This is a genomic window from Thiocystis violacea (assembly GCF_016583575.1).
Classification (GTDB): domain Bacteria; phylum Pseudomonadota; class Gammaproteobacteria; order Chromatiales; family Chromatiaceae; genus Thiocystis; species Thiocystis violacea.
Window position 1 is genome coordinate 24,359 of sequence record NZ_NRRG01000008.1, and the last position, 20,415, is coordinate 44,773.

Below are 20,415 nucleotides of genomic sequence, written 5' to 3' on the forward strand. Positions count from 1 at the left end.
CAGCCGACTGCGGACGCCGATCAACGAATCTCCAGTGCTCGGAACGGTGACAAGAGAACCAGTCGGATCGAGAGCGGCCGTGCCCGCCGTGATCCTCATGCTGCCGTTTCTAGCATAGCGAGCGTCACCGAGGTGTGTCATCTCCCTCCAGTATGGCAACCCCGAAGAGCCGCACCTTGAGACCAGAGGCCATCGACGCGGAGTCTGATCGGGCGTTGGTTGGAACTGGGTCTGCAAGGGCTCAAGCCCTCCAGGGCTGGCGCACTCGCGACGACGGTGGACTTGAGCCGATCGGTCGATGGTCTCTATGCGCCGTTTTAGCCGTCTCGCACGGGATCGGAGCATCGCAGTTCGAAGAGCAAGTTTGCGCGGCTCCTGGCCTACAGGCTCCGCTGGATGCTGACAGAGAGCGGGGCTCAGCGGGTGCCGACTGGGGGAGCGATTGTCCACAGGTTCCGTGAATGTCTCTGTGGATAAGCTGTGTCATCCGGCGGTAACGATCGACCACCATTGAGAAAACCCTGTACCGGTCGTTGTTTGACCAGTGCTTGGCCGAGGCGCTCGAACAGGTGCCGATCGGCCGACGCCAGATCTGGCTCGATCCGCCGTGCCCGGCGTCGCCGTGGTCCGGTGACCGCTGGCGTCTGGCGCAGAAAGGTCTCGTCTGTCAGTTGACGGAGCACGAAGTTCGCCACATCCGCGCGCGCAATGCGATCCGACTTGAGGGTCGGATCGACGCCGCGGCGATACGCCCCGGTGCGGGGACCATCGGTCAGTCCGCCGGGGCGCACGATGACCCAATCGAGCCCGCTCGCTTTCACCAACGGCTCCTGCGCCGCCTTGGCCTCGAGGATCCGCTTGAGCATGAGGTCCATCACTAGCCGAAACGGCTAGGCGATCCGCGCGCGACTGTCACCGACGCCGAGGGGGGTCACCACCACCAGTCGGCGTACGCCGGCCTCGTGCATCGCGGCCAGGATGCGCTCAGTGCCGCGCGCCTCAATGGGCTCTTGCCGGCCGTACGAACCCAGCACGCAGATGGCCGCCTCCGCGCCTTGGACGCACTGGGCGACGGCCTTTGGATCGAGCACATCCCCGCCGATCGTTGTCAGACCGTCACGGGGATCGCGCGCGAGGGCCGTGAGGGTGTGACCCCAATCCAGTGCCTGGGCCAGGACCTGCCGGCCGGTGCCGCCGGTCGCGCCGAAGAGAGCGATCCGCATGGCGTTGTCTCCTGATCGTTGTCTGTCCAAGAAACGATCCGACAGTGAGGCCGGCTCAGCGGGAAGGCGAGGGGGCCGAGCCTGCGTCCAGGTCCCGATACCAGCCCACTTCCGCGACGCAGAGCTGGGCGCGAAAGGCCCGTCCAATGGCGACCAGGCCGAGCTGCGTCAGCTGGCCCGTATCGAGCGGTGCGCTCAGGCGATAGGGGGTGAGGTGCTCGAAGGGAACTCGGATCTTCTGCCAGTCCGGCCCAGCGACGAAGGTCGCGCGATAGGCTTGCCAGGGCAGGGTGCAGTCCCGGCTTTTGAGATGCAGGTTGTAGCGCTCGCCGTTGCCGCGGACGATCAGCCGCAGTCCGACACAGTCCGCCGCGTCCAGCGGCTGGCCCTGGCTGGTCAGATCCAGATTGACCTGCAGGAAGCCGCCGTTGTGTTCCAGCCTCACCTCGCCCTCGACACCGAGTGCCCGGTCTGCGTCCGCCGTTGTGAACGACATCCGCGCCGAGGAGACCCCTCCCATGACGGTGTCCGTCACCAACCGCCAGCGCGTCCCCAAGCGCGATCGCCCGTCGGGATCACGGAAATCGTCGATCAGCCCGTCCGCGGACGAGACGGTTGCCTTGAGGGTCATGGGGAGCCCTGATCTCTGGAGGAGATGGGAAGGTTGGGGCGCCGAGGTAAAACGCGAAGCCCTGGCGACTGGAGGGTGCGGCCATCGTCGCCTGCCGTCGCCGGGCTGTCGATGCGCGTCACCCGCTGGGGTTGCGCGACCTTCATCCGTGTGCTAGAAAATCAACCGTTGCTCTCGGCTTCCATCGCGCGAGTGACCGGCCCGCGGAGGCCCCATTCCGCGCACCATCCGCGCCATCCCTTGGCGCCCCTCGCGCGCCGCTGGACGGCGTCTGATCCCGGCCAGGCTGTCGGGAAGCCCTAAGCGACGTGCGTCCGCACGAACCAGACACACCCTGACGCAGTGCGCCAGACCCCTGTCGTCTCGGCCTTTCCGCGCCTGACGCGCGCGGCCAAGAGGACAGTGGTTTTCGCGATCACCTGAGAAGGGGATCCCGTCATCGCCCGCGCGGGCGATTCCTAAGACCGCGCGCACCATCGGCCAGCCCACGCTGGCTTTCCACCCCCTGGGGAGACACCTCCTCCACGGGGGCCGGCGTCTCTCCTCCTGTCGGAGACGACCCATGCACACCACCGCGGCCTCCCTTCGTGCCCTGCGCACGGTGGCCCTGTTCGCCACCGGCGCGGCGATCCACGGCCACGCCTCCCCCTGCGCCCAGCTCTCCGGCTGGCCGCGCCTGCAGCGCGCCGCGCAACGGCTTGCCCACTCGCGCGCGCACGCGCACGAGAAGACCCGCCAGCGGCGCCCCGCGCCCCAGCGGCCCTGACCTGACCCCTGCCACAGGAGACGACACCATGTCACGCGGTCTCAACAAAGCCATCCTCATCGGCCACCTGGGCGCGGACCCCGAGGTCCGAACGCTCCCGAGCGGCGACACCGTCGCCAACCTCTCACTGGCCACCAGCGACACCTGGACCGACAAGACCAGCGGCGAGAGCCGCGAGCGCACCGAGTGGCACCGCGCGGTGCTCTTCGGGCGTCTCGCCGACGTCGCCGCTCAGTACCTGCACTCGGGCTCCAGGGTCTACCTCGAAGGCCAGCTGCGCACGCGCCCATACCAGGCGCCGGACGGCGCCGAGCGGACCGTGACCGAAATCGTGGTCGACGTCGGCGGCCGCCTTCTGATGCTCGACAGTCGAGCGTCTGGCGCGACCGAGCCCTCGAGCGCGCACCAACGTCCGTCCCGATCCGCGCCGACACCCGCGCGACCCGCGCTGCGGGCGCCGACCCCGGCACGCGCACGCCCGAGCGCCCGCGCGCCACGGACATCCGCAGCCCCCGTCGACGCGGCCGTCCCCTTCTAACGCCTGACCCATCCGGCCACGCCTCGGCGTCGGCCTTCACCCCACCGGGGCATGTCGCCCCTTGGGGGCGGTGTCCCCTTTGATCCGGAGGCCCCATGAGCAAGTCCACTCAATCCCTGACCGCCGTGCCCGCCTGCCGGCTGGCCATCGGCCAACAGGCGCTCGCCGAACTCGGCCTCGACCCCGCCACCTGGCAGGTGCTGGTCGAGTCCATCTTTCCCGCCGCCAAGACCGTCGAAGGCGTGCAGTTGGCCGTGCGCTACTGCCAGGCGCGCGGACTGGACGTGATGAAACGCCCGATTCATATCGTCCCCATGTGGAATCGCACCTTGGGGCGCGAGGTCGAAACCGTCTGGCCCGGCATTGCCGAGGTGCAGACGACGGCCGCGCGCACCGGACAGTGGGCCGGGATGGATCCCGCGCGCTTCGGACCCGAGGGCGAGCGGACCTTTGCCGGTCGTGCCAAAACCGACGACGGCTGGCAGGAGCTGCAGATCACCGTCACCTTTCCCGCCTGGTGCGAGGTCACCGTCTACCGCCTGGTCGGCGGGGTGCGCTGTCCCTTCACCGAGACGGTGTTCTGGGAGGAGAGCTATTCGCGGATGGGCGGCGGCGAGGTGCCGACCGCTATGTGGGTCAAGCGCCCGCGTGGTCAGCTCCTCAAATGCGCCAAGGCGGCGAGCCTGCGCGCGGCCTTTCCGGAAGAGACCGGTTATACCGCCGAGGAGATGGCGGGCAAGCCGATCGACGGGGAACTGGTCGCCCTGACGGCGGCCGTGCCCGCGCCGGGCGCGCCGCCACGCCTCACGCCCGCGCCGGACATCCCGGTCGTGGCGCAGATCGACGAGGCCACCCTCAGCCAGATCGAGGGTCTGATCGTTCGTGCGACCAAGAGCCGCGCCTGGGCCTCGGCCCAGGACTACTTCAAGGGTCGCTACCAGGGCGAGGTGCTCGCCTATGCGCTCGCCGAACTCGACCGTGCCCAGCAGGAGACCCAAGCCTCCGCCCAGGCCGCCTGAGCGGCGAACACCCGACCGGCCGCGCCGGTCATCTTCCCCCCCACGGGACACCGCTCCCGTGGGGAGGGGTGTCCCTGTCACAGGAGCCCCCATGAAGATCGTCAATCTCTCGCAACGCACCCCCGCATGGCTCGCCTGGCGTGCCCAGGGCATCACCGCTTCCGAGGCGGCCGTGATCCTCGGTCGCTCGCCCTACCAGACGCCTTGGCGTCTGTGGGCCGAGAAGACCGGGCTCTGTCTCCCGGACGACCTGTCCAACAACCCCTTCGTCCAACGCGGCATCGCCCTGGAGGACACCGCCCGTCAGGGCTTTGAGGCGCGCCACGACACGCTCTTGCTGCCCGTGTGCGCCGAGCACCGGGAGCATCCGGAGCTGCGCTGTTCCTTCGACGGACTCACCGAGAGCGGCGAGCCGGTCGAACTCAAGGTGCCGGGCCAGAAGACCTGGGACGCCGTCGCCCGCGAGGGCGAGGCGAGCCTGGCCTTTGGACTCTACTGGGTCCAGCTTCAGTTCCAGCTCGCGGTGGCGGAGGCCGCGCGCGGCTGGCTGGTGTTCGATCCGGTCCAGATGAACGTCCGGGTGCTGGAATTCGTCATCGAGCGCGACGCGGCGTTTATCGAGCAGGAGCTGATCCCGGCCTGCCTCCAGTTCCACGAGGCGGTGCGGAAGAAGCAGGAGCCGAGCCCGGACCCGCAGCGGGATTGCTTCGTCCCGACCGGGGAGGAGCCGCTCCAGTGGCAGCGCTTCGCGGCCCAGTACCGTACGGCCGAGCGCCGCGCCAAGGTTCTCGACGCCGAGATCAAAGGGCTCAAGGCCCGGATGACCGAGGCCCAGAACGGACTGGTCGGGCTCATGGGCGACTTCCTGCTCGCCGACCAGGGCGACCTGCGCGTGCGGCGCTATCGCCAACAGGGATCGGTGGACTATGCCGCCGCCCTCGAAGCGCTGGTGCCGGATCTGGACGCGAGCCTCCTGGACGCGCACCGCCGACCCGCCAGCGAGCGGGTGCGGGTCACGCTGAAGCACGAGGATGAAGCGGCGGAGCCGGCGCTTGCGCCGTCGGAGAAGCCGCGACGCCGTCGGCGCGGATCCTCATCCCAAGCGCCCGAGTCGGAGGCGGACGCGGTCGCGGGAGTGATCCCCGAGACCCACCCCGAGCACGAGCCCATCGGCTACTTCTGAGTCCCAGCCACCCTGTCCCCCTTGGGGGCAGGGTCCATTCAAGCGCCACGAGGCTCCGGTGACGAACCAAGCGGGGCCAGCTCGCATCCATACTGACCACCGCCCGAAAGGTCTCGCCCGTCCGCCTCCCTCCAGTCCGAGGGGCCAGCCCTTTCCGACGCGCTCACACCCTGAGCCCGTCCATCGCCCACGGGAGCGATCCACCAAGACCCCGCGCACCACCACCCGGCCTCGCGCCGACCACCCTCCGCCAGCCTCGGCTGGCTCCACCCCACGGGGAGATTCGTCTCCCCCAGGGGGCGGCGTCTCCCCCTTCGCCGGAGAGACGCATGCGCCCCACCCACACCTACAACGTGACCCAGACCTTCCAGGTCGGCGCCCCCGCGGGCCTGACCATCGAAGGTTTCGCCGCCGACGGGCATCCCCGGATCCCCGTCCTCACCCCCTATGTCTTCCGCCAGGGGCTCTCCTCGGTGCTGGCCTTCCTGCGCCACGCCGGGGGCGATGCCTTCCTGCTCACCGGTCCGACCGGCAGCGGCAAGACCTCGCTGATCGCCCAGGTGGCCGCCCGGCTGCACTGGCCGGTCCAATCCGTCGCCTGTCACGGGCGCCTGGAGCTGTCCGACCTGGTCGGGCAGTTCGTGCTCTGCGAGGGCTCCACGCGCTTCGTCCATGGCCCGCTGGCCATCGCCCTGCGCGAGGGGCATCTGCTGATCTTGAACGAGATCGACCTCGTGGACCCGGCGGAGCTGGCCGGACTCAACGACGTGATCGAGGGCCAACCGCTGGTGATCGCCCAGAACGGCGGAGAGGTCATCCGACCGCACCCGAAGTTCCGCGTCTTCGCCACCGGCAACTCGGCCGGGGCCGGCGATCCCACCGGGCTCTACCAAGGTGTGCTGCGCCAGAACCTGGCCCTGCTGGACCGTTTCCGGGTGTTGTCGATCGGCTATCCGCCGCCGGACGTCGAGCTGGGGGTCTTGGAGGCCAGTGCCCCGAGCCTCCCGCGCGAGGTGGCGACCCTGATGATCACGGTCGCCAACGAGATCCGACGCCTGTTCCTCGGCGAAGGCGAGCAGGGGGCCGAGCTGACCGTGACGCTCTCCACCCGCACCCTGGTGCGCTGGGCACGCCTGGCGCTGACCTTTCGCGGGGCGCCGCAGCCGATCGCCTATGCCCTGGAGCAAGCCTTGACCGCACGGGCCGAGCCCGAGCAGCGCGAGGCCATCCACCGGCTCGCCGCCGATGTGATGGGCGACCTCTGGAGCGGCGGAACCACGCCATGAGCGAACCCTTCCAGCTCTATCGCTACACCCATGCCGATGGCTCGGCCAAGGACTGGGCCTGGCGACGCCGGCAGGACGGCTCCAGTGAAGTGCGCTGGGGTCGCGCCGGGCACTTGGCGCAGAGCCGGATCTATCCCCCCAGCCGCTATGAGCGGCTGTTGCGGACGGTCCAGGCCAAGCTCGCCAAGGGCTATGTCGAGCTGGGCATCCGCGAGCTGGATGCGCAAGGATGCCTGATCGAGCCAGCCGAGCCACCACCCGCCCCCAGCGTCCCGACGCCGCCGACACCGGACATCGATCTGTCCGCGCTCGACAGCGACATCGACGACGACTGGTTCTAACCACCCCCAACCACACGCCGATGGGCCACCACTGACCCATCGGGGCCGGTGGTGCGCCCGCTCGGCGGGAGAGCCCCATGACGACCACCCTGGATGACACCCTCATCACCCTGACCGAGCGCCTGTCGCTCATCGTCCTGACCGCGAGCATCTGGTCCGGACGCAAGAAGCTGCGCGCCGACGACCTGGGCCTCGGAGCGGGCGAGATCCCCTCCGAGGAGTTGGTCTCGCTCGGCAGCAAGCGCCTCTGTAACCCGGACGCCCTGCGCGTCTTTCACACCCTCAAGGGCCAGGCCGAGCGCGCCTGCCTGCGAGTCGGCACCCGCTTTCTCGGCGGCACTCTGGTCCCCAACGATCAGGTGGACGCCCTGAGCGGGATCCTGGAGGGACTCAAGCGCGACTTCGAGCGCGAGGTCGCGTCCTTCCTCGCCGAGTACGACCGGGAGATCGCCGACTGGATCAGCCGCCATCCCGACTGGGAGCGGCAACTGCGCGCGGCGGTGGACCCGGCCGAGGCGATCGGGACGCGGTTTTCCTTCCGCTACCGTCCGCTGGTCATTCAGCCCGCCGAAGGGCATCGCGAGACCCTCGCCGAGGATGTCGCCGAGATCGCTCACAGCCTCTTCCACGAGGTCGCCCAGATCGCTGTGTCACTCGAAAAGAGCTTGGTCGGCAAGGACGCCATGACCCAGCGTGCGCTCGGCACCTTCCGACGCATCCAGGAAAAGCTCGGCGTGCTGGCGTTCGTCGACCCACGGATCGCGCCGATCCTGGCGCTGGTCGAGGGGTTTCTGAGCCGGGTGCCGCGACGCGGTCCCATCAGCGGAGCGTTGTTCCAGGAGGGCTTCGGCCTCTGGCTGCTGCTCGGCGACGAGGCCCGTCTGGCCCGACATGGCGCCGGGCGGCTGGCGGGCGATGTCGCGCCCGAGGACGAGACGGTCGAGCCTGATCCCGACGAGGCGTGTCGCGTCGAGGAGATTGACCTGAGCCCGCTTGAGGCGACAGCCCATGATCCGGCCCCAGTGCTCCAGGAGGATCTCCTGGGGCCGTGGTCGGTCGACCGCCGCGCGCTCGAAGCCGAGCCGCTCGACAGCTTCTTCTAACCCCATCCGCCCCTGAGGGCGATCCAACCGCCGCCGGCCATCGCCGGCGGTCTTCAACCCACCGGGGTGCCGCGCGCCCCGAGGGGGGCGGCGGTATCCCCGTATCGGAGACACCGCATGTACACCCAGACCCTGCATCAAGCCATGCCCATCGTCGCCACCGCGCTCGCACGCAAGTTCGGCGTCGCGGTGATCGTGGGCGGCCCCCGGGCCCAGACCGACGGGCGCACCATCTGGCTGCCGGACTTGCCGGCGGCTTCCCACCTGCGCCCGGTCGCCTGGGGCTTCCTGGCCCACGAGGCGAGCCATGTCCGCCATACTGACATGGGGGTGTTCCAGAGCGCGGGTGCGGCCTCGCCGCTGCGCCAACATCTGCTCAACATCCTGGAGGACATCCGCATCGAGCGGGCCATCCGGCATCAATACCCCGGCACCCGCGCGACGCTGGAGCGCGTCATCGACTGGATGCTGGCCGAGGGGCAGCTTAAGGTCCCACAGGCCGAGGCGCATTCGGCGCGGATCCTGACCGGCTTTCTGCTGCTGAGTCTGCGTGCCCGGGAGTTGGGGCAGACGGTGCTGATCCCGCCGGCGACTGAAGCCGAGCGGGTCTTGCGTCAGACCTTCCCGCCCTCGCTGGTCCATCGTCTGCTGGGCCTGATGAGTCGGGTCGGAGCGCTGACGAGCACCGCCGAGGCGGCGATGTTGGCCGCGCGGATCGAAGCCCTGCTCGACGAGGAAGCCGAGACGTCACCACATCCAAACGAAGCCAGTGAGGGCGAGGCGCCGCCATCGGATGAGGCGGATGAGACGCCGGCCGGGCCGGGCGGTGCTGGAGCCGATCCAGAGACCGCCGAGCCGGACGCCGAGAACCAAGGCGAGGCCGGTCCCGCCGATGGGGCCGCGGACGATCCGACGGCCGAGGAAGACGGTGCGGCGTCAGGAAACGCCGAATCCGGTCCGGATGGTGAGTCGGGGGATGACACCGCCAAGGGCGGTACCAACGGCGACGGTCCATCGGGTCGGTCCAACGACCAGGACGCCGTCGCTCCAATCCTCCAGGCCCTCGCGGCGACGGCGGACGATCTGGACGGCGACCTGTTCGAGGCCGCCCGCGTCCTCTTGGGCGAGGCGGCCGCCGAGGGCTCCAGTCCTTTGCGGCTGCCAGCGGCCGAGGAGGCTCAACCCGATCCGGTGCATGGCCAGCGCCTCCTCGCGGAGGCTCGGGCGACCTCGCGCACGCTGATCGCCCGGCTCCAAGGGCTGGTCCAGGCGAGCCGTCTCGATCGGCCCTTGGCGGCTCATCAGGGACGCCGGCTCATCCCCAACCGGCTGCATCGCGCCGGGGCGGGGGAGGGACGGCTCTTCGCGCGCAAGACGGCGCGGAGCACGCCCAACACCGCCGTGCATCTGCTGGTCGACCTGTCCGGCTCCATGTCGCGCCCGGTGACACCCAGCCTGCGGGCCTATCGCGTGGCCCTGGAGGCGGCGCTCGCCTTGGCCTTGGCGCTCGATAGCCTTCCCGGCGTCTCGGTGGCGGTGACCGCCTTTCCGGGGGAATCCGAGGATGAGGCGACGGTGACCCGTCTGCTCCAGCACGGGCAGCGACCGGCCAGCCGGGCCGGGGCCTTCGCGCCATCGCCACGCGGCGGTACGCCGCTGGCCCAGGCGCTGTGGTTCGCGGCGGCGGATCTGCTGCTGCGACCGGAGCCCCGGCGCCTCATCCTGACCCTGACCGACGGCGAGCCCGATGACCGGGCGCTGGCCGGCTCGGTCATCGCGCAATGCGAGCAGGCGGGCTTGGAACTGCCCGCGCTCGGCATCCAGCACGACGTCTCGGCGCTGTTCCGGCACAGCCGGGTGATCGAGGCGGTCGATGACCTGAAACAGGCCCTGTTCGGTCTGGCCGAGCGCCTGCTGGTCTAGGCGCCTCGGCGCGCGTCTCTCATCCAACCCACCACCCCGGCCGCCGCCGGGTTCACCCCATGGGGACGCCTCCCCATGGGGGCGTCCCTCTTTGCGACGAGGAACGCCTCAGGCTTCACGATCCGCCCGCTCGCGCCCTCGCGCGTGAGTTCGAAACCCTGGCCAATCGCGGGCGCCGCTACCGGCCCGATGAGTGGCTGAGTGTTCTCTGCCAGGACGTGCTCGCCGGCTTCGGCCGGCGGCTCGATCAACCCTGGGACGAAGAGCGCCGCGAGCGGCTCTTTCCGCTCGCCCGCACCTAGGCCGCCCTGGTGACCGAGCATCCCTGGACGGACCGGCTCGGCGCCGTCTACATGGAGCTGAGCTCCCGGGGCCAGCAACGCTGGCTCGGGCAGTTCTTCACCCCGCCCACGGTGGCGGCCGGCATGGCTGAGAGGCAACTGGCGGATCTGGACGACCGGTTGGCGGCCGACGGCACCCTGATCCGGGTGCTAGAGCCGGCGGCCGGCTCCGGCGTGAGGCTACTGGCGCTCTGTCAGGTCGTGCTCAAGCGGCACGGACGCGCGGCACTCGGCCGTCTCTCGCTCACCGCGGTCGATCTGGATCCGCTCTGCGCGGCCATGACGGCGACGCAACTCCTCTCCAACGCGGTCCTGCATGGGCCACTCGGCGAGCTGCGGGTCGACCATGGCAACTCCCTGAGCGGCGAGTGGTTCGAGACGCTGGTGGCCGTCCGTTTCGAGTCCGAAAGGGGCGATTCGGAGGCGTTACCCGCCGAATCGATCCGCCGGCCCGAGCCGACCACCGCATCCTCCAGCCCGGCCCCGGCCCCGGCCGCCGGCTGGGGTGAGCCACTGAGTTTGTTCTGACGCGATCCGTCCTGATCGCAGGGCTCCGGGGCCTGTCCCCGGAGTCTGTCCCCTCGGTCCCCCGAACGCGGGATCGAGCGGACAGGCTTTCAGCGGCGACTCTTCTTGAGTCGCCATCCATCGCCGGCGGAGGCGATTCATCAAGCGTCCGCGCACCACCGGCCGGTCATCCGGCCTTCCGTCGTCCCCTGGGGTAGCGTCTCGACTCCCTCGGGGAGCGGTGCGTCTTCCCCACCATCCTGGAGAAGACCATGTCCACCGCATCCACCCCTGTGCGGCAACTCGTCGCCCGGAGCACCATCCCGATCGACCGCGCTCGCGCGAATGAAGACGTGCTCATCCGTCAGGCGATGGCCATCCTGGAGCGCCGGATGCGGCGCGTCCAGGATCCGCACGCGCTGACCGCGCCGGCCTTGGCGCACCGCTATCTGCAACTGCGAATCGGCCCCCTTGAGTACGAGGTCTTCGGGGTGATCTGGCTCGACCAGAGACACCGCGTCCTCGCGATCGAGGAGTTGTTCCGCGGCACTATCGACGGGGCCAGCATCCATCCGCGCGAAGTCGTCAAGCAGACCATGAGATATAACGCCGCCGCCGCCATTATTTACCACAACCATCCAAGTGGCGTCAGCGAGCCCAGCCAGAGCGATCTGGCCATCACGCGCCGCCTGAAAGACGCCCTGAGCCTGATCGACGTCCGGGTGCTCGATCACCTCGTCGTCGGGGAGACTTGCACCTCCTTGGCCGAGCGCGGGTGGCTCTAGCCCCGACCGGGCGCGGTCCATGCGGACCGCGCCATCCCCTATGGATCCGGCTCCGATCGGTTCCTGGCGGCTGGGCGTCGCTTTCGGCGGCGTCTGGCTCCAGGGACGGACGGACCAAGGCGAAGGCCCTTCCCATCACCGGAGAGACCCAATGACACCTTTGAATCACCTCAAGACCACCCGCGACGAGGACACGTCCGGAAGCGCGACCGCGCCAAGCCAGGAAAACCCGGAAGCCGCCTCCGGCGCGCTGGCCATTCTGTATTATGAGGACGCCCAGCATCCGGCCTATTGGGTGATCGCGGGCGATGAGGACCAGGCCCGCGCCTGGCTAGAGCGGCTGGAGCGTCTGCAAGCGGATCCGACGTTCCCATGCCCAGAGGGACTGCCTGAGTCGGGATTCAGCGTTATCGATGTCCTTGCGATTCCCCGCCTGATGACGCTGTTGGGTGACGCGGCCGGCGATCGGCTCACGATGGATCACCTCGCGGCCTTCGCGGAGCAGTGACGCGGATGATTGGCAATGGCTCGGCTGTCCGCGTCCGGACCGGCCGTCGTTGGCCCGAGCCGAGCGACTCTGGCGCGTTCGGCGCGGCAGCTGGCTCTAGCCGGAAGAAACCTGGTGGCGCGATTCATCGCGGAGGGCTGAAGCCTTGCCGAGCGGCTGTTAGCCGCGTGCTGTTGGAGTGGATGCCAAGCGCGCCGCTGGGTCTACTGGGGCCAGATCGCTATCTGGCCCCTGCCTGGGCGTGATCGGGCGGAAGATCGCCAAATCCGCGTGGCGCTCGCCCGCTTCTTGGGATGGAGCGGCTTTCACCCTCAACCGCCTGGAGGCCGCCTGAATGTCCGATCGGTGAGTTCGAGATGTCTTGGTTAGACGCGGGTTCCGCGATTTTCGATGGCGTGACCGAGGATCCGAGCGGCTACCCCCGCTCGACGATCGCGAAGCACCACGCGAATGGCTGGCCGGAGTGGTTGCGGCCGCTTCTCTCGATCAGCGGTGCCGGCGCTCAATATCTATCCGGGCCGATCGGGATCGCCGTCAATGGGTCAGAGGGCCGATACCGCCTTGCGGAAGCGGTTGGTCCACGCCGGAATGACGTTTCCGATTAAACGGCCAGTCGTTCCGACTCCGATGGATCGGCAAGGCGTGGATTGGGTGGATGCCGTCCAAGCCATCTACCGCCACCGTCAAGCGGATGGCTAGCCGTCTGACCACATGCCGCCCATTCCTAGTCGGGAGCGAGCGGCGCATGTTTGAGCTTGCGTGGGACGAAACGCGGTTGATCAAATGTTAGAGGAAAACCTGAGCCGTCATAATCTTGTATCCTGTCTCTTGGTCGCGGCACGTCGAGGGGCATCGCCGGATACAGTTCTATTTTCAAAGTACCGCGCGAGGAAAAATTTGAAATATCAATATTTTGATCTGGATTCGGAAAATCCGCGGGTGGCTTGGGTGACCGTCAATGGGCTATGTGCGCCAATCCATGATGGTCCGCTTTGAAATGGAAAATCAGTTGGCGGCCTCCGCCGCGGCGCCGCTACCCCTGTCGGACATCGACGCTGTTCTGACGGCTCAGTTGGCGGTGGCTTGGGCTGGTGAAGATGGAGAAGAGCGGCGGCTTGGCTGGTGGCGCTCGGATTTGGCCGCGGAATTTGGCGGCGAGGATCTCTTCAAGCGTCTGCTTCCCCGCACCTGGCCATGGGCGGTGCTTCAGGGGGCTCGCGAGGCCGCGCGCCTCAAGGATGCTGAGCTGCGCCAACAAGATCATGATCCGGATCGGATCCTGTCCCTTTACCACCTTGGCTTCGAGCCGGACGAGCGGATCGAGGAGCGATTTCAGTCGCTGAAGCGCTCGGGGAGTTCACCCCGCGAAGCGCTCCCCGGACTCGCGGATGCGATCGAGCCAGCCTGGAATCGCGAGCACTTCCTGGATTGGATCCACGGCCAGGGTCGGACAGAGACCACGGCGACCCCCGTCGGCCGTCGGCTGAAGGAGCATCCATCCGCCAGTATCGAGCCACTGGTCCGTCGACTGGTCGCTGGTCTGGTCCCGCTCCCGGACACCTATCCCTTGCCTTACGTGCGGAATACGGGATGATCCCACGCTTGGAAGAGGCGACGCGCCCACACACACGTCTGCTGAAATGCACATTGGCGATCGAGGATTCTCGCGCCTACTGGTCCCGCGCCGATGGTTCCGCATGGGTTAGCGCCCACCAAGCCTTCGATGAATACTGGTTCGGCGCGCGCAGCCTCGGGCGGATCGAGGTGCTGCTGGCCAACCTGCGCGCGCGCTTCGCCGCCTTCCCCTCCGCCTTGCGGACACTCCACCGCTGGCCGCACATGTCGCCCGATACGCGCCGGGTCATCTGCCACTGGCATCTGCAACTCACGGATCCGCTCTATCGCGCGTTCACAGGCCAACACCTGGTCGAGCGCCGCGCCAGCCCACGCCCCGAGGTGACGCGCGACGCGGTGGTGCGTTGGCTCGGTCTTCAGAACACCGAGGGATGGACACTGTCGACGCGCATTGAATACGCGAGCAAACTGCTGTCCGCGGCCTTCGCGGCGGGTATGCTTGCGACGAACCGCGATCCACGCCCGATCCTGGTCCCCAGGGTCGACGACGAAGCGCTGGAATATCTCCTCTATTTGCTGCGTGGCCCGCGGATCGTCGGGACATGGCTCGACAACCCCTATCTAGCCTCTGTCGGCTTGCAAGGTGGGCCGCTGGAGGAGCGTCTGCGTCGGCTCCCTGGCCTGGCCTTCCGTCGTCAGGGGGATTTGTTCGATTTCGGCTGGCGTTATCCCAGCCTCGCCGTCTGGGCGGACGCCAACCTGATGTCCGATTTCCCGCTTCGGGCCGTCGGTGGGGTAAGGTGACCTTGCCGCTGTTCGATCAGAGCCCCTTGCTGGACGCCTTCAGTGCGCTGCGGCGCGACCTGATTCACGAGGACGGACCGCGCATCAGCACCATGCGCAACTATCGGTTTGCCATCCTTCAGTACGACCCGGCCGACGAATTCAGGCTGCGCTCCGAGGTCCAGCGGCTCAGCGCCGATCTGGTCGCCAATGGCTGGATGGTGCTCTCGCTCAGTCTCCAGCGCCTGCTGTTCGAGCGTGTCCGAGGGCAGGGCGCGGACTGGGCCGAGCGAGTCATCCGGATGGAACGGCAGACGGCTCGGATCGCGCCCGAGCGTGGACTCAACTATATCAAGTCCAAGCTCACCCCCCTGATCGAAGGACCGGAGGGACTCGCCGCCGATTGCAGCCGGATCATCTCCAACTATATGGATCAGAACCCAGAGAAGGTGGATCGCACGCTCGTTCTCATCGGCCGCGCTGGCGCCCTCTACCCCTTTTTCCGCTCCTCCGCGCTACTGCGCCACCTCGATGGCCGCACCGGCGGTGTCCCGGTGGTGCTGCTCTATCCAGGTAAGAAGCAGGGCAAGACCGGGCTCTCGTTCATGGGAATCCTCAATCCAGACAGCGACTACCGCCCGCGCATCTATCCATAGGCCATTGGATCATAGGAGCTAGGATCAGGATGAACATTCGCGATCTCTTTGTCTCGGACGTCACCCGCGACATCCCGCCCGTCGTCTATTTCCACGAACAGAGCCCCGAGAAGCTCGCCGCCGAGGTCTCGGAGTACATCATCACCGGTGGCTGGCCCGAGGATCACCCCAATCATCGGCGCGTCCCCGATGGCATCCACGAGCAATACGTCCGCCTGCTGACCAACATCGTCGCCGAGTTGGATAAGCCGGGCGGACCCGATCTACCCAATATCTGGAACGCCGGCTTTTACGGATCGGGTAAATCAAGCTTCGCCAAGATTTTCGGGTTCTCGCTCGACGGCGTGGCGTTGCCCGACGGCGCCTCGCTCGCCGAAGCCTGGCTGCGCCGAGACACCTCGCCCAAGGCCGCCGAGCTGCGCGCGGCCTGGCAGGCGCTGCGGCAGCGGATCGACCCCATCGCCGTGGTTTTCGACATTGGCGGCACGGCGCGCGATAACGAGCACATCCACGCCGCCGCCGTGCGCCAGGTCCAGAAGCGGCTCGGCTACTGTGCCACCGAGGCGTTGGTCGCCGACTTCGAGCTGGGGCTTGAACGCGATGGCGAGTGGGCGCGCTTCGAGCGCACCGCCCTGGAGGTGCTGGGCCAGCCCTGGTCCGCGGTCAAGGACAAGGCCCTGGCCGAGGAGGACTTCTCGCTCGTCCTTTCGGTCCTCTATCCCGAGCGCTACACCGACCCCATGAGCTGGTTCACCAGCCGCGGCGGCACCCATCAGCGCGCCGAATCTCCCGAGGAGGCGGTGGCGGCGATCCGTGACATGCTCCACTTCCGACGTCCCGGCGCGACCCTTTTTCTCGTGATCGATGAAGTCTCGCAGTACGTGCTGTCGAGCAAGGATCGGGTCGATCGCCTGCGCGCCTTCGCCACGGCGCTGGGCGCGACGCTCAAGGGCCAGGCTTGGCTGATGGCGCTCGGACAGCAGAAGCTCGACGAGGAGGCCGACGATTCCTTCCTGGTCTGGGCCAAGGACCGCTTTCCGCCCAAGTTGCGGGTGCATCTCGCGGCGACCAACATCCGTGACGTCGTGCATAAGCGTCTGCTGCATAAGAAGCCCGAGGTCGAGGCCCAGTTGCGCGACCTCTTCGAGCGGCATCGCCCCGATCTCAAGCTCTTCGCTTACGGTTGCGAGACGCTCGGCGTGGAGGAGTTCGTCGAGTTCTACCCACTGCTCCCAGCGCAGATCGACCTCATTCTCCAGCTCACCACGGCGCTTCGCACCCGCTCGGCCCGCGCACAGGGCGACGACCAGGCTATTCGCGGGCTGCTGCAACTCTTGGGTGAGTTATTTCGTGATCAGCGGCTGGCCGACCAGCCGGTCGGCGCACTGGTCACGCTCGATCAGATCTATGCGGTGCAACACACCGCGCTGGATTCCGACATCCAGGCTTCCATGGCCCGCATCCTCGGCCAATGCACCGACGACGCTGAAGTGCCGCTGGTGCGCGCCGCCAAGGCCGTCGCCCTGCTCGAATTGATTCAGGAGACAGCGCCTACCGACGCCCGGCTCGTCGCCCAGTGTCTCTACGACCGTCTCGACCGTGGCAACCAGCTCGCGGCGGTGACCGAGGCCCTGGAAGAATTGCGCCGGCGCAACCTGCTCGGCTACTCGGAGAAGCAGGGCTACAAACTCCAGTCCTCGGCCGGGGAGGAGTGGGAGCGCGAGCGGCGCGATCTCGGCGTGGCCCGCGAGACACTCAACGCGATCGTGCAGGATGGACTCAAATATTTACTGTCCGAGCCGGACCGCCCCCGTCTGCAGGGGCGGTCCTTTCCCTGGGCGGCCGTCTTCTCCGATGGTCGACGCGCCGATGACCTGATCCTCCTCGATCCCCGCGACGAGGCCGCCGTGCGGATCGACTGCCGCTTTCTTGCCAATGAGGAGAGAGCCGAGAGCGTCTGGGTCCGGCGCAGTGCTGAATCCGCCCTCACCGATCGGCTGATCTGGATCGCCGGCGACAGCGAGACGGTCGAGCAACTGGCGCGCGAGCTGCACCGCTCACGCGCCATGGTCAGCAAGTACAAGCCACGCCGGGAATCCTTGAATGCCGCGCGCAAACTGCTGTTGCAGCAGGAGGAAAATCGCGGCGAGGACATTGAGGGACGGGTGCGCGAGGCCATCGCGGAGGCCTGGATGGCGGGGCGTCTCTACTTTCGCGGGCGCGCGCTGGCGCCCAGGGATCAGGGCGGCCGCTTTGCCACCGCCCTGCACGGCGCGGCGACCCTGATCCTGCCCGACCTCTATCCGCATTTCATCGCCACCCAGGTATTGCCCGCCGAACTGACGCCTCTGATCGCCGCCGAGCTGGCCGGTCCCTCGCCTAAGTTTCTCTCCGGTGAACTGGGCATCCTGGAGCTTGACGCCGGGCGCTACGTCCCCGCCTGCTCTGGCGTCGTACCGCGACGCATCCAGGAGCGGATCGAGACCGAGGGCGGTCTGGCCGGCGCCTCTCTGCTCGCCCAGTTTGGTGGACCGCCCTACGGCTATACCGCCAACGTCGTCAAGGCCTGCGTGGCTGGCCTGCTGCGCGCCGGCAAGGTCAGGATCCAGCCCGAGGGCGGTAGCGAGATCACCGCCATCCGCGACGCCGGAGTGCGCGATCTCCTCGACAAGGACCGCGCCTTTCGCCGCGCCACCGTCTTCCCGGCCGGCGATGACGACATCGGCTTCCAGGCCCGGGCCAGGATCTGCAAGTTCTTCGAGGAACGCCTTCAGCATGCGATGGATCGCGAGGATCACGCCATCGCCGATGCCGTCGCCCAGTACTTCCCGACGCTGGCCCAGCAGCAGCGGGCGGTTCTGACGAGCCTCGACCGATTGCCCGGCGGACGCCGGGATCCTGAGCTGTTGCACCGGCTCGGCGAAGCGCTGGAGCAATGCGCGAGCATCTGCCGCCAGACCAAGCCGACGGTCAAGTTAGTCAAGAAGCATCTGGATGTCCTGCGCGACGGGGTCCAGCAGTTACGGATGGTCGCCGCCGAGCTGACCTCGGAGGCGATCGAAGCCGTTGAGGCCCTGCATCAGGCGCGGACCTTCCTGGCCTCGCAACTGACCGAGGTCGGCAAACTGACCCCGGATCTCAAGTCCGCCATGGCGCGCCTGGACGATCAGCTCGCCGCCGAGCGCCCCTGGCGCGACATCGCCGCGCTGGAACCCGATCTGGCGACGATTCGGGCCGCCTATCACGATGAGCGTCAGCGCCTGCTGCAATGGCAGGAACAGCAGGCCGAGCAGGCCCGCGCGCGGATCCGATCGCGCAACGGCTTCAGCACCCTCACCGCCGACCAGTCGCACCGCGTCCTGCGACCGCTGGCGCGCGCTGTTACCGACACCACGGCCGAGGCCGTGGCGCCGACCTTGAGCCAGCTTCAGGATCCCTTCCTCCTGGTGTTGCAACGGGCGGAAGAGGAGGCGGACGACACCCTCGACGAGATCCTGAGCGAAGGCGTCCAGCCGCTGATCAAGCGTGTCGACCTGCGGCTGCGCAACCGCGAGCTGACCAGCGAGGCCGAGGTCGAGGCCCTGGTCAACGAGATCCGGGCGCAGCTCCTGGAGCCATTGCGCGCGGGGGCGCGGGTGCGGTTGCTGTAGAGGGCGGGCCGTCTCTGGATGGCATCCATTTGTCCAGGACTCATGGCATGTGCGCTTAAAAATATTTTATGATTCAATTGCCTGTGTTATTTTATCGCATAAGAAAAAACTTTTTAAGTTAATGGCCATGGCATGAGTTGGGGTTTTTATGGTCGATCGCGCGAGCTTGCCGATCTGGACGCGATGCTGCGGCGAGGGCGCTGGTTCTTCGCGCGCATCACTGGGAGGCGGCGCATCGGCAAGACCACGCTCGTGCAACGCGCTCTGGCGACCGCGGGCCAAAGGCGGATCTTCTACGTTCAGATTCCCGACTCGGCGCCTGCGGGGGTGTTGTCCGCTGCCCATGACGCGATGGAGACCTTCGAGCTGCCCGAGGACCGCTTTCCTCGCCCAGACAGCCTGCTGGCCCTTGCCCGAACGGTGGAGCGTCTTGTCGAAAGCGGCTATGTCGTCGCCCTGGACGAGTTTCAATATTTCAGCCGCAAGCATCTGTTTGAGTTTACCTCGCACCTTCAGGCGAGGGTCGATGCACTGTCCGCGCGAGCGGACAAGGTGCCGGGCGGATTGATCGTACTGGGGTCCATTCACGCCGAGCTGGTGGCCTTGCTGGATGATCGGGATGCGCCACTGTACAACCGCACGACAGATCAGCTTGAGCTGAAGCACCTCGATACCAGCTCGATCCTCAAGATCCTCGACACCCATGCCGATCGCGATCCAGCGCGATGGCTGTTTCTCTGGAACCTCTTCGAGGGTGTGCCCAAATTCTACCGCGATGCCTTCGAGCAGGATGTCCTGTCGGCGAATCGCGCGACGCTTCTGACTCAAATGTTCTTTCGCTCCTCTTCTCCGCTCAGGACGGAGGCCGAGAACTGGTTTCTCAGCGAGCTCCGAGGACGCTATGACGTGGTCCTGAAGTACGTCGCACGGCACCCAGGATGCTCGCACAACGATATCCAGGCCTACGTCCGTGAGGTGAGTCCATCCACCGCGGAGCAGGCGGGCGGCTATCTCAAGATCCTCATCGATCGCTATCAGATGCTGGAACGGCGGCTTCCTGTCCTGGCCAAGTCCGATGCGCGGCGCGGTCGCTATTATCTGCGCGACAACTTTCTCCGGAGCTGGCTCGCGGCCTTGCACAATCCAGTCTCCGCGATCAACTTCCGGCCCGAGGCCCTGCTTGTCCAGCAAGCCGATGAGCGCCTGGCCGATCTGGAAGGACATGCGCTGGAGCGCCTTGTTGCCCAGCTTTACGAGGAGCGCAGCCGTCTCGGGTTGGGAGATTTCGGGCTGACCCAGCGCATCGATGGCTATTGGGACAGGCGCGATACCGAGATCGATCTGGTGGCGATCAATGAGCAAGAGCGAGTCATCCGCTTTGGCTCCTGCAAGCGCAATCCTGAGCGTCTTGTGCGTGAGGCCGTGACGCTGCGGGGGCATGTCGATCGGTTTCTGCATGCCCATCGCGGCTATCGGGATTGGCGCATCGAGCAGTTTGGCATCGCGCCGTCGATCGACGCCGAACGGCGTACCCAGATTCAACAGGCGGGTCTGACGCCTCAAGACCTGACCGACCTGGCCCAAGGACTTTGACACC

General features: G+C 67.4%; 18 protein-coding genes and 1 pseudogene. 17 read left to right on the top strand and 2 right to left on the bottom strand.

Annotated features, from left to right (window positions below; genetic code table 11):
• Window positions 1–416: 416 nt before the first annotated feature.
• Both CKO27_RS05975 and CKO27_RS05980 read right to left on the bottom strand, forming a co-directional pair.
• Window positions 417–1,223 (bottom strand): annotated as a pseudogene (locus CKO27_RS05975) (NAD(P)-dependent oxidoreductase).
• A gap of 55 nt (window positions 1,224–1,278) precedes the next feature.
• A complete protein-coding gene (locus CKO27_RS05980; RefSeq protein ID WP_200373967.1) occupies window positions 1,279–1,854 on the bottom strand; it encodes a CIA30 family protein in 576 nt (191 codons plus the stop codon).
• 562 nt (window positions 1,855–2,416) lie between these two features.
• On the opposite strand from CKO27_RS05980, the gene CKO27_RS05985 reads away from it, so the two are divergent.
• From CKO27_RS05985 to CKO27_RS06065, 17 genes are all read left to right on the top strand, one after another.
• Complete coding sequence (locus CKO27_RS05985) at window positions 2,417–2,620, top strand: hypothetical protein (RefSeq protein ID WP_200373968.1); 204 nt, start codon at window positions 2,417–2,419, stop codon at window positions 2,618–2,620.
• A gap of 28 nt (window positions 2,621–2,648) precedes the next feature.
• Window positions 2,649–3,158: a single-stranded DNA-binding protein gene (ssb, locus tag CKO27_RS05990; protein WP_200373969.1), complete on the top strand. Its 510-nt coding sequence runs from the start codon at window positions 2,649–2,651 to the stop codon at window positions 3,156–3,158.
• Between the two features lie 95 nt (window positions 3,159–3,253).
• A complete protein-coding gene (gene bet, locus CKO27_RS05995; protein ID WP_200373970.1) occupies window positions 3,254–4,177 on the top strand; it encodes a phage recombination protein Bet in 924 nt (307 codons plus the stop codon).
• Window positions 4,178–4,268: 91 nt separating this feature from the next.
• Entirely contained in the window at window positions 4,269–5,360 is a 1,092-nt protein-coding gene (locus tag CKO27_RS06000) for a YqaJ viral recombinase family nuclease (protein WP_200373971.1), read from the top strand.
• A 329-nt stretch (window positions 5,361–5,689) separates the two neighbouring features.
• Window positions 5,690–6,646: an AAA family ATPase gene (locus CKO27_RS06005; protein WP_200373972.1), complete on the top strand. Its 957-nt coding sequence runs from the start codon at window positions 5,690–5,692 to the stop codon at window positions 6,644–6,646.
• Window positions 6,643–6,987, top strand: a complete 345-nt coding sequence (locus CKO27_RS06010) for a hypothetical protein (RefSeq protein WP_200373973.1) — start codon at window positions 6,643–6,645, stop codon at window positions 6,985–6,987. Before CKO27_RS06005 ends, CKO27_RS06010 begins: the two co-directional genes overlap by 4 nt.
• Before the next feature lie 77 nt (window positions 6,988–7,064).
• A complete protein-coding gene (locus tag CKO27_RS06015; RefSeq protein WP_242470762.1) occupies window positions 7,065–8,090 on the top strand; it encodes a DUF3150 domain-containing protein in 1,026 nt (341 codons plus the stop codon).
• 117 nt (window positions 8,091–8,207) lie between these two features.
• Window positions 8,208–10,013, top strand: coding sequence for a VWA domain-containing protein (locus tag CKO27_RS06020; RefSeq protein WP_200373974.1), 1,806 nt, complete (start codon window positions 8,208–8,210; stop codon window positions 10,011–10,013).
• Between the two features lie 59 nt (window positions 10,014–10,072).
• Window positions 10,073–10,315, top strand: coding sequence for a hypothetical protein (locus CKO27_RS06025; protein WP_200373975.1), 243 nt, complete (start codon window positions 10,073–10,075; stop codon window positions 10,313–10,315).
• 9 nt (window positions 10,316–10,324) lie between these two features.
• Window positions 10,325–10,882 (top strand): SAM-dependent DNA methyltransferase, encoded by a 558-nt coding sequence (locus CKO27_RS06030; RefSeq protein ID WP_200373976.1) that lies wholly within the window; start codon window positions 10,325–10,327, stop codon window positions 10,880–10,882.
• Between the two features lie 251 nt (window positions 10,883–11,133).
• The gene (locus CKO27_RS06035; protein WP_200373977.1) at window positions 11,134–11,646 is read left to right on the top strand and encodes a JAB domain-containing protein; all 513 of its coding nucleotides are present in this window, start codon (window positions 11,134–11,136) and stop codon (window positions 11,644–11,646) included.
• A gap of 151 nt (window positions 11,647–11,797) precedes the next feature.
• Window positions 11,798–12,154, top strand: a complete 357-nt coding sequence (locus CKO27_RS06040; RefSeq protein WP_200373978.1) for a hypothetical protein — start codon at window positions 11,798–11,800, stop codon at window positions 12,152–12,154.
• A gap of 1,009 nt (window positions 12,155–13,163) precedes the next feature.
• Complete coding sequence (brxE, locus tag CKO27_RS06045) at window positions 13,164–13,748, top strand: BREX-6 system BrxE protein (protein ID WP_200373979.1); 585 nt, start codon at window positions 13,164–13,166, stop codon at window positions 13,746–13,748.
• Window positions 13,745–14,533, top strand: a complete 789-nt coding sequence (locus CKO27_RS06050) for a DUF1819 domain-containing protein (RefSeq protein ID WP_207280627.1) — start codon at window positions 13,745–13,747, stop codon at window positions 14,531–14,533. The genes brxE and CKO27_RS06050 overlap by 4 nt, the downstream gene beginning before the upstream one ends.
• Window positions 14,530–15,168, top strand: coding sequence for a BREX protein BrxB domain-containing protein (locus tag CKO27_RS06055; RefSeq protein WP_200373980.1), 639 nt, complete (start codon window positions 14,530–14,532; stop codon window positions 15,166–15,168). Before CKO27_RS06050 ends, CKO27_RS06055 begins: the two co-directional genes overlap by 4 nt.
• A gap of 29 nt (window positions 15,169–15,197) precedes the next feature.
• Complete coding sequence (gene brxC / locus CKO27_RS06060; RefSeq protein ID WP_200373981.1) at window positions 15,198–18,818, top strand: BREX system P-loop protein BrxC; 3,621 nt, start codon at window positions 15,198–15,200, stop codon at window positions 18,816–18,818.
• Between the two features lie 132 nt (window positions 18,819–18,950).
• Window positions 18,951–20,411 (top strand): ATP-binding protein, encoded by a 1,461-nt coding sequence (locus CKO27_RS06065; protein ID WP_242470763.1) that lies wholly within the window; start codon window positions 18,951–18,953, stop codon window positions 20,409–20,411.
• Window positions 20,412–20,415 lie beyond the last annotated feature (4 nt).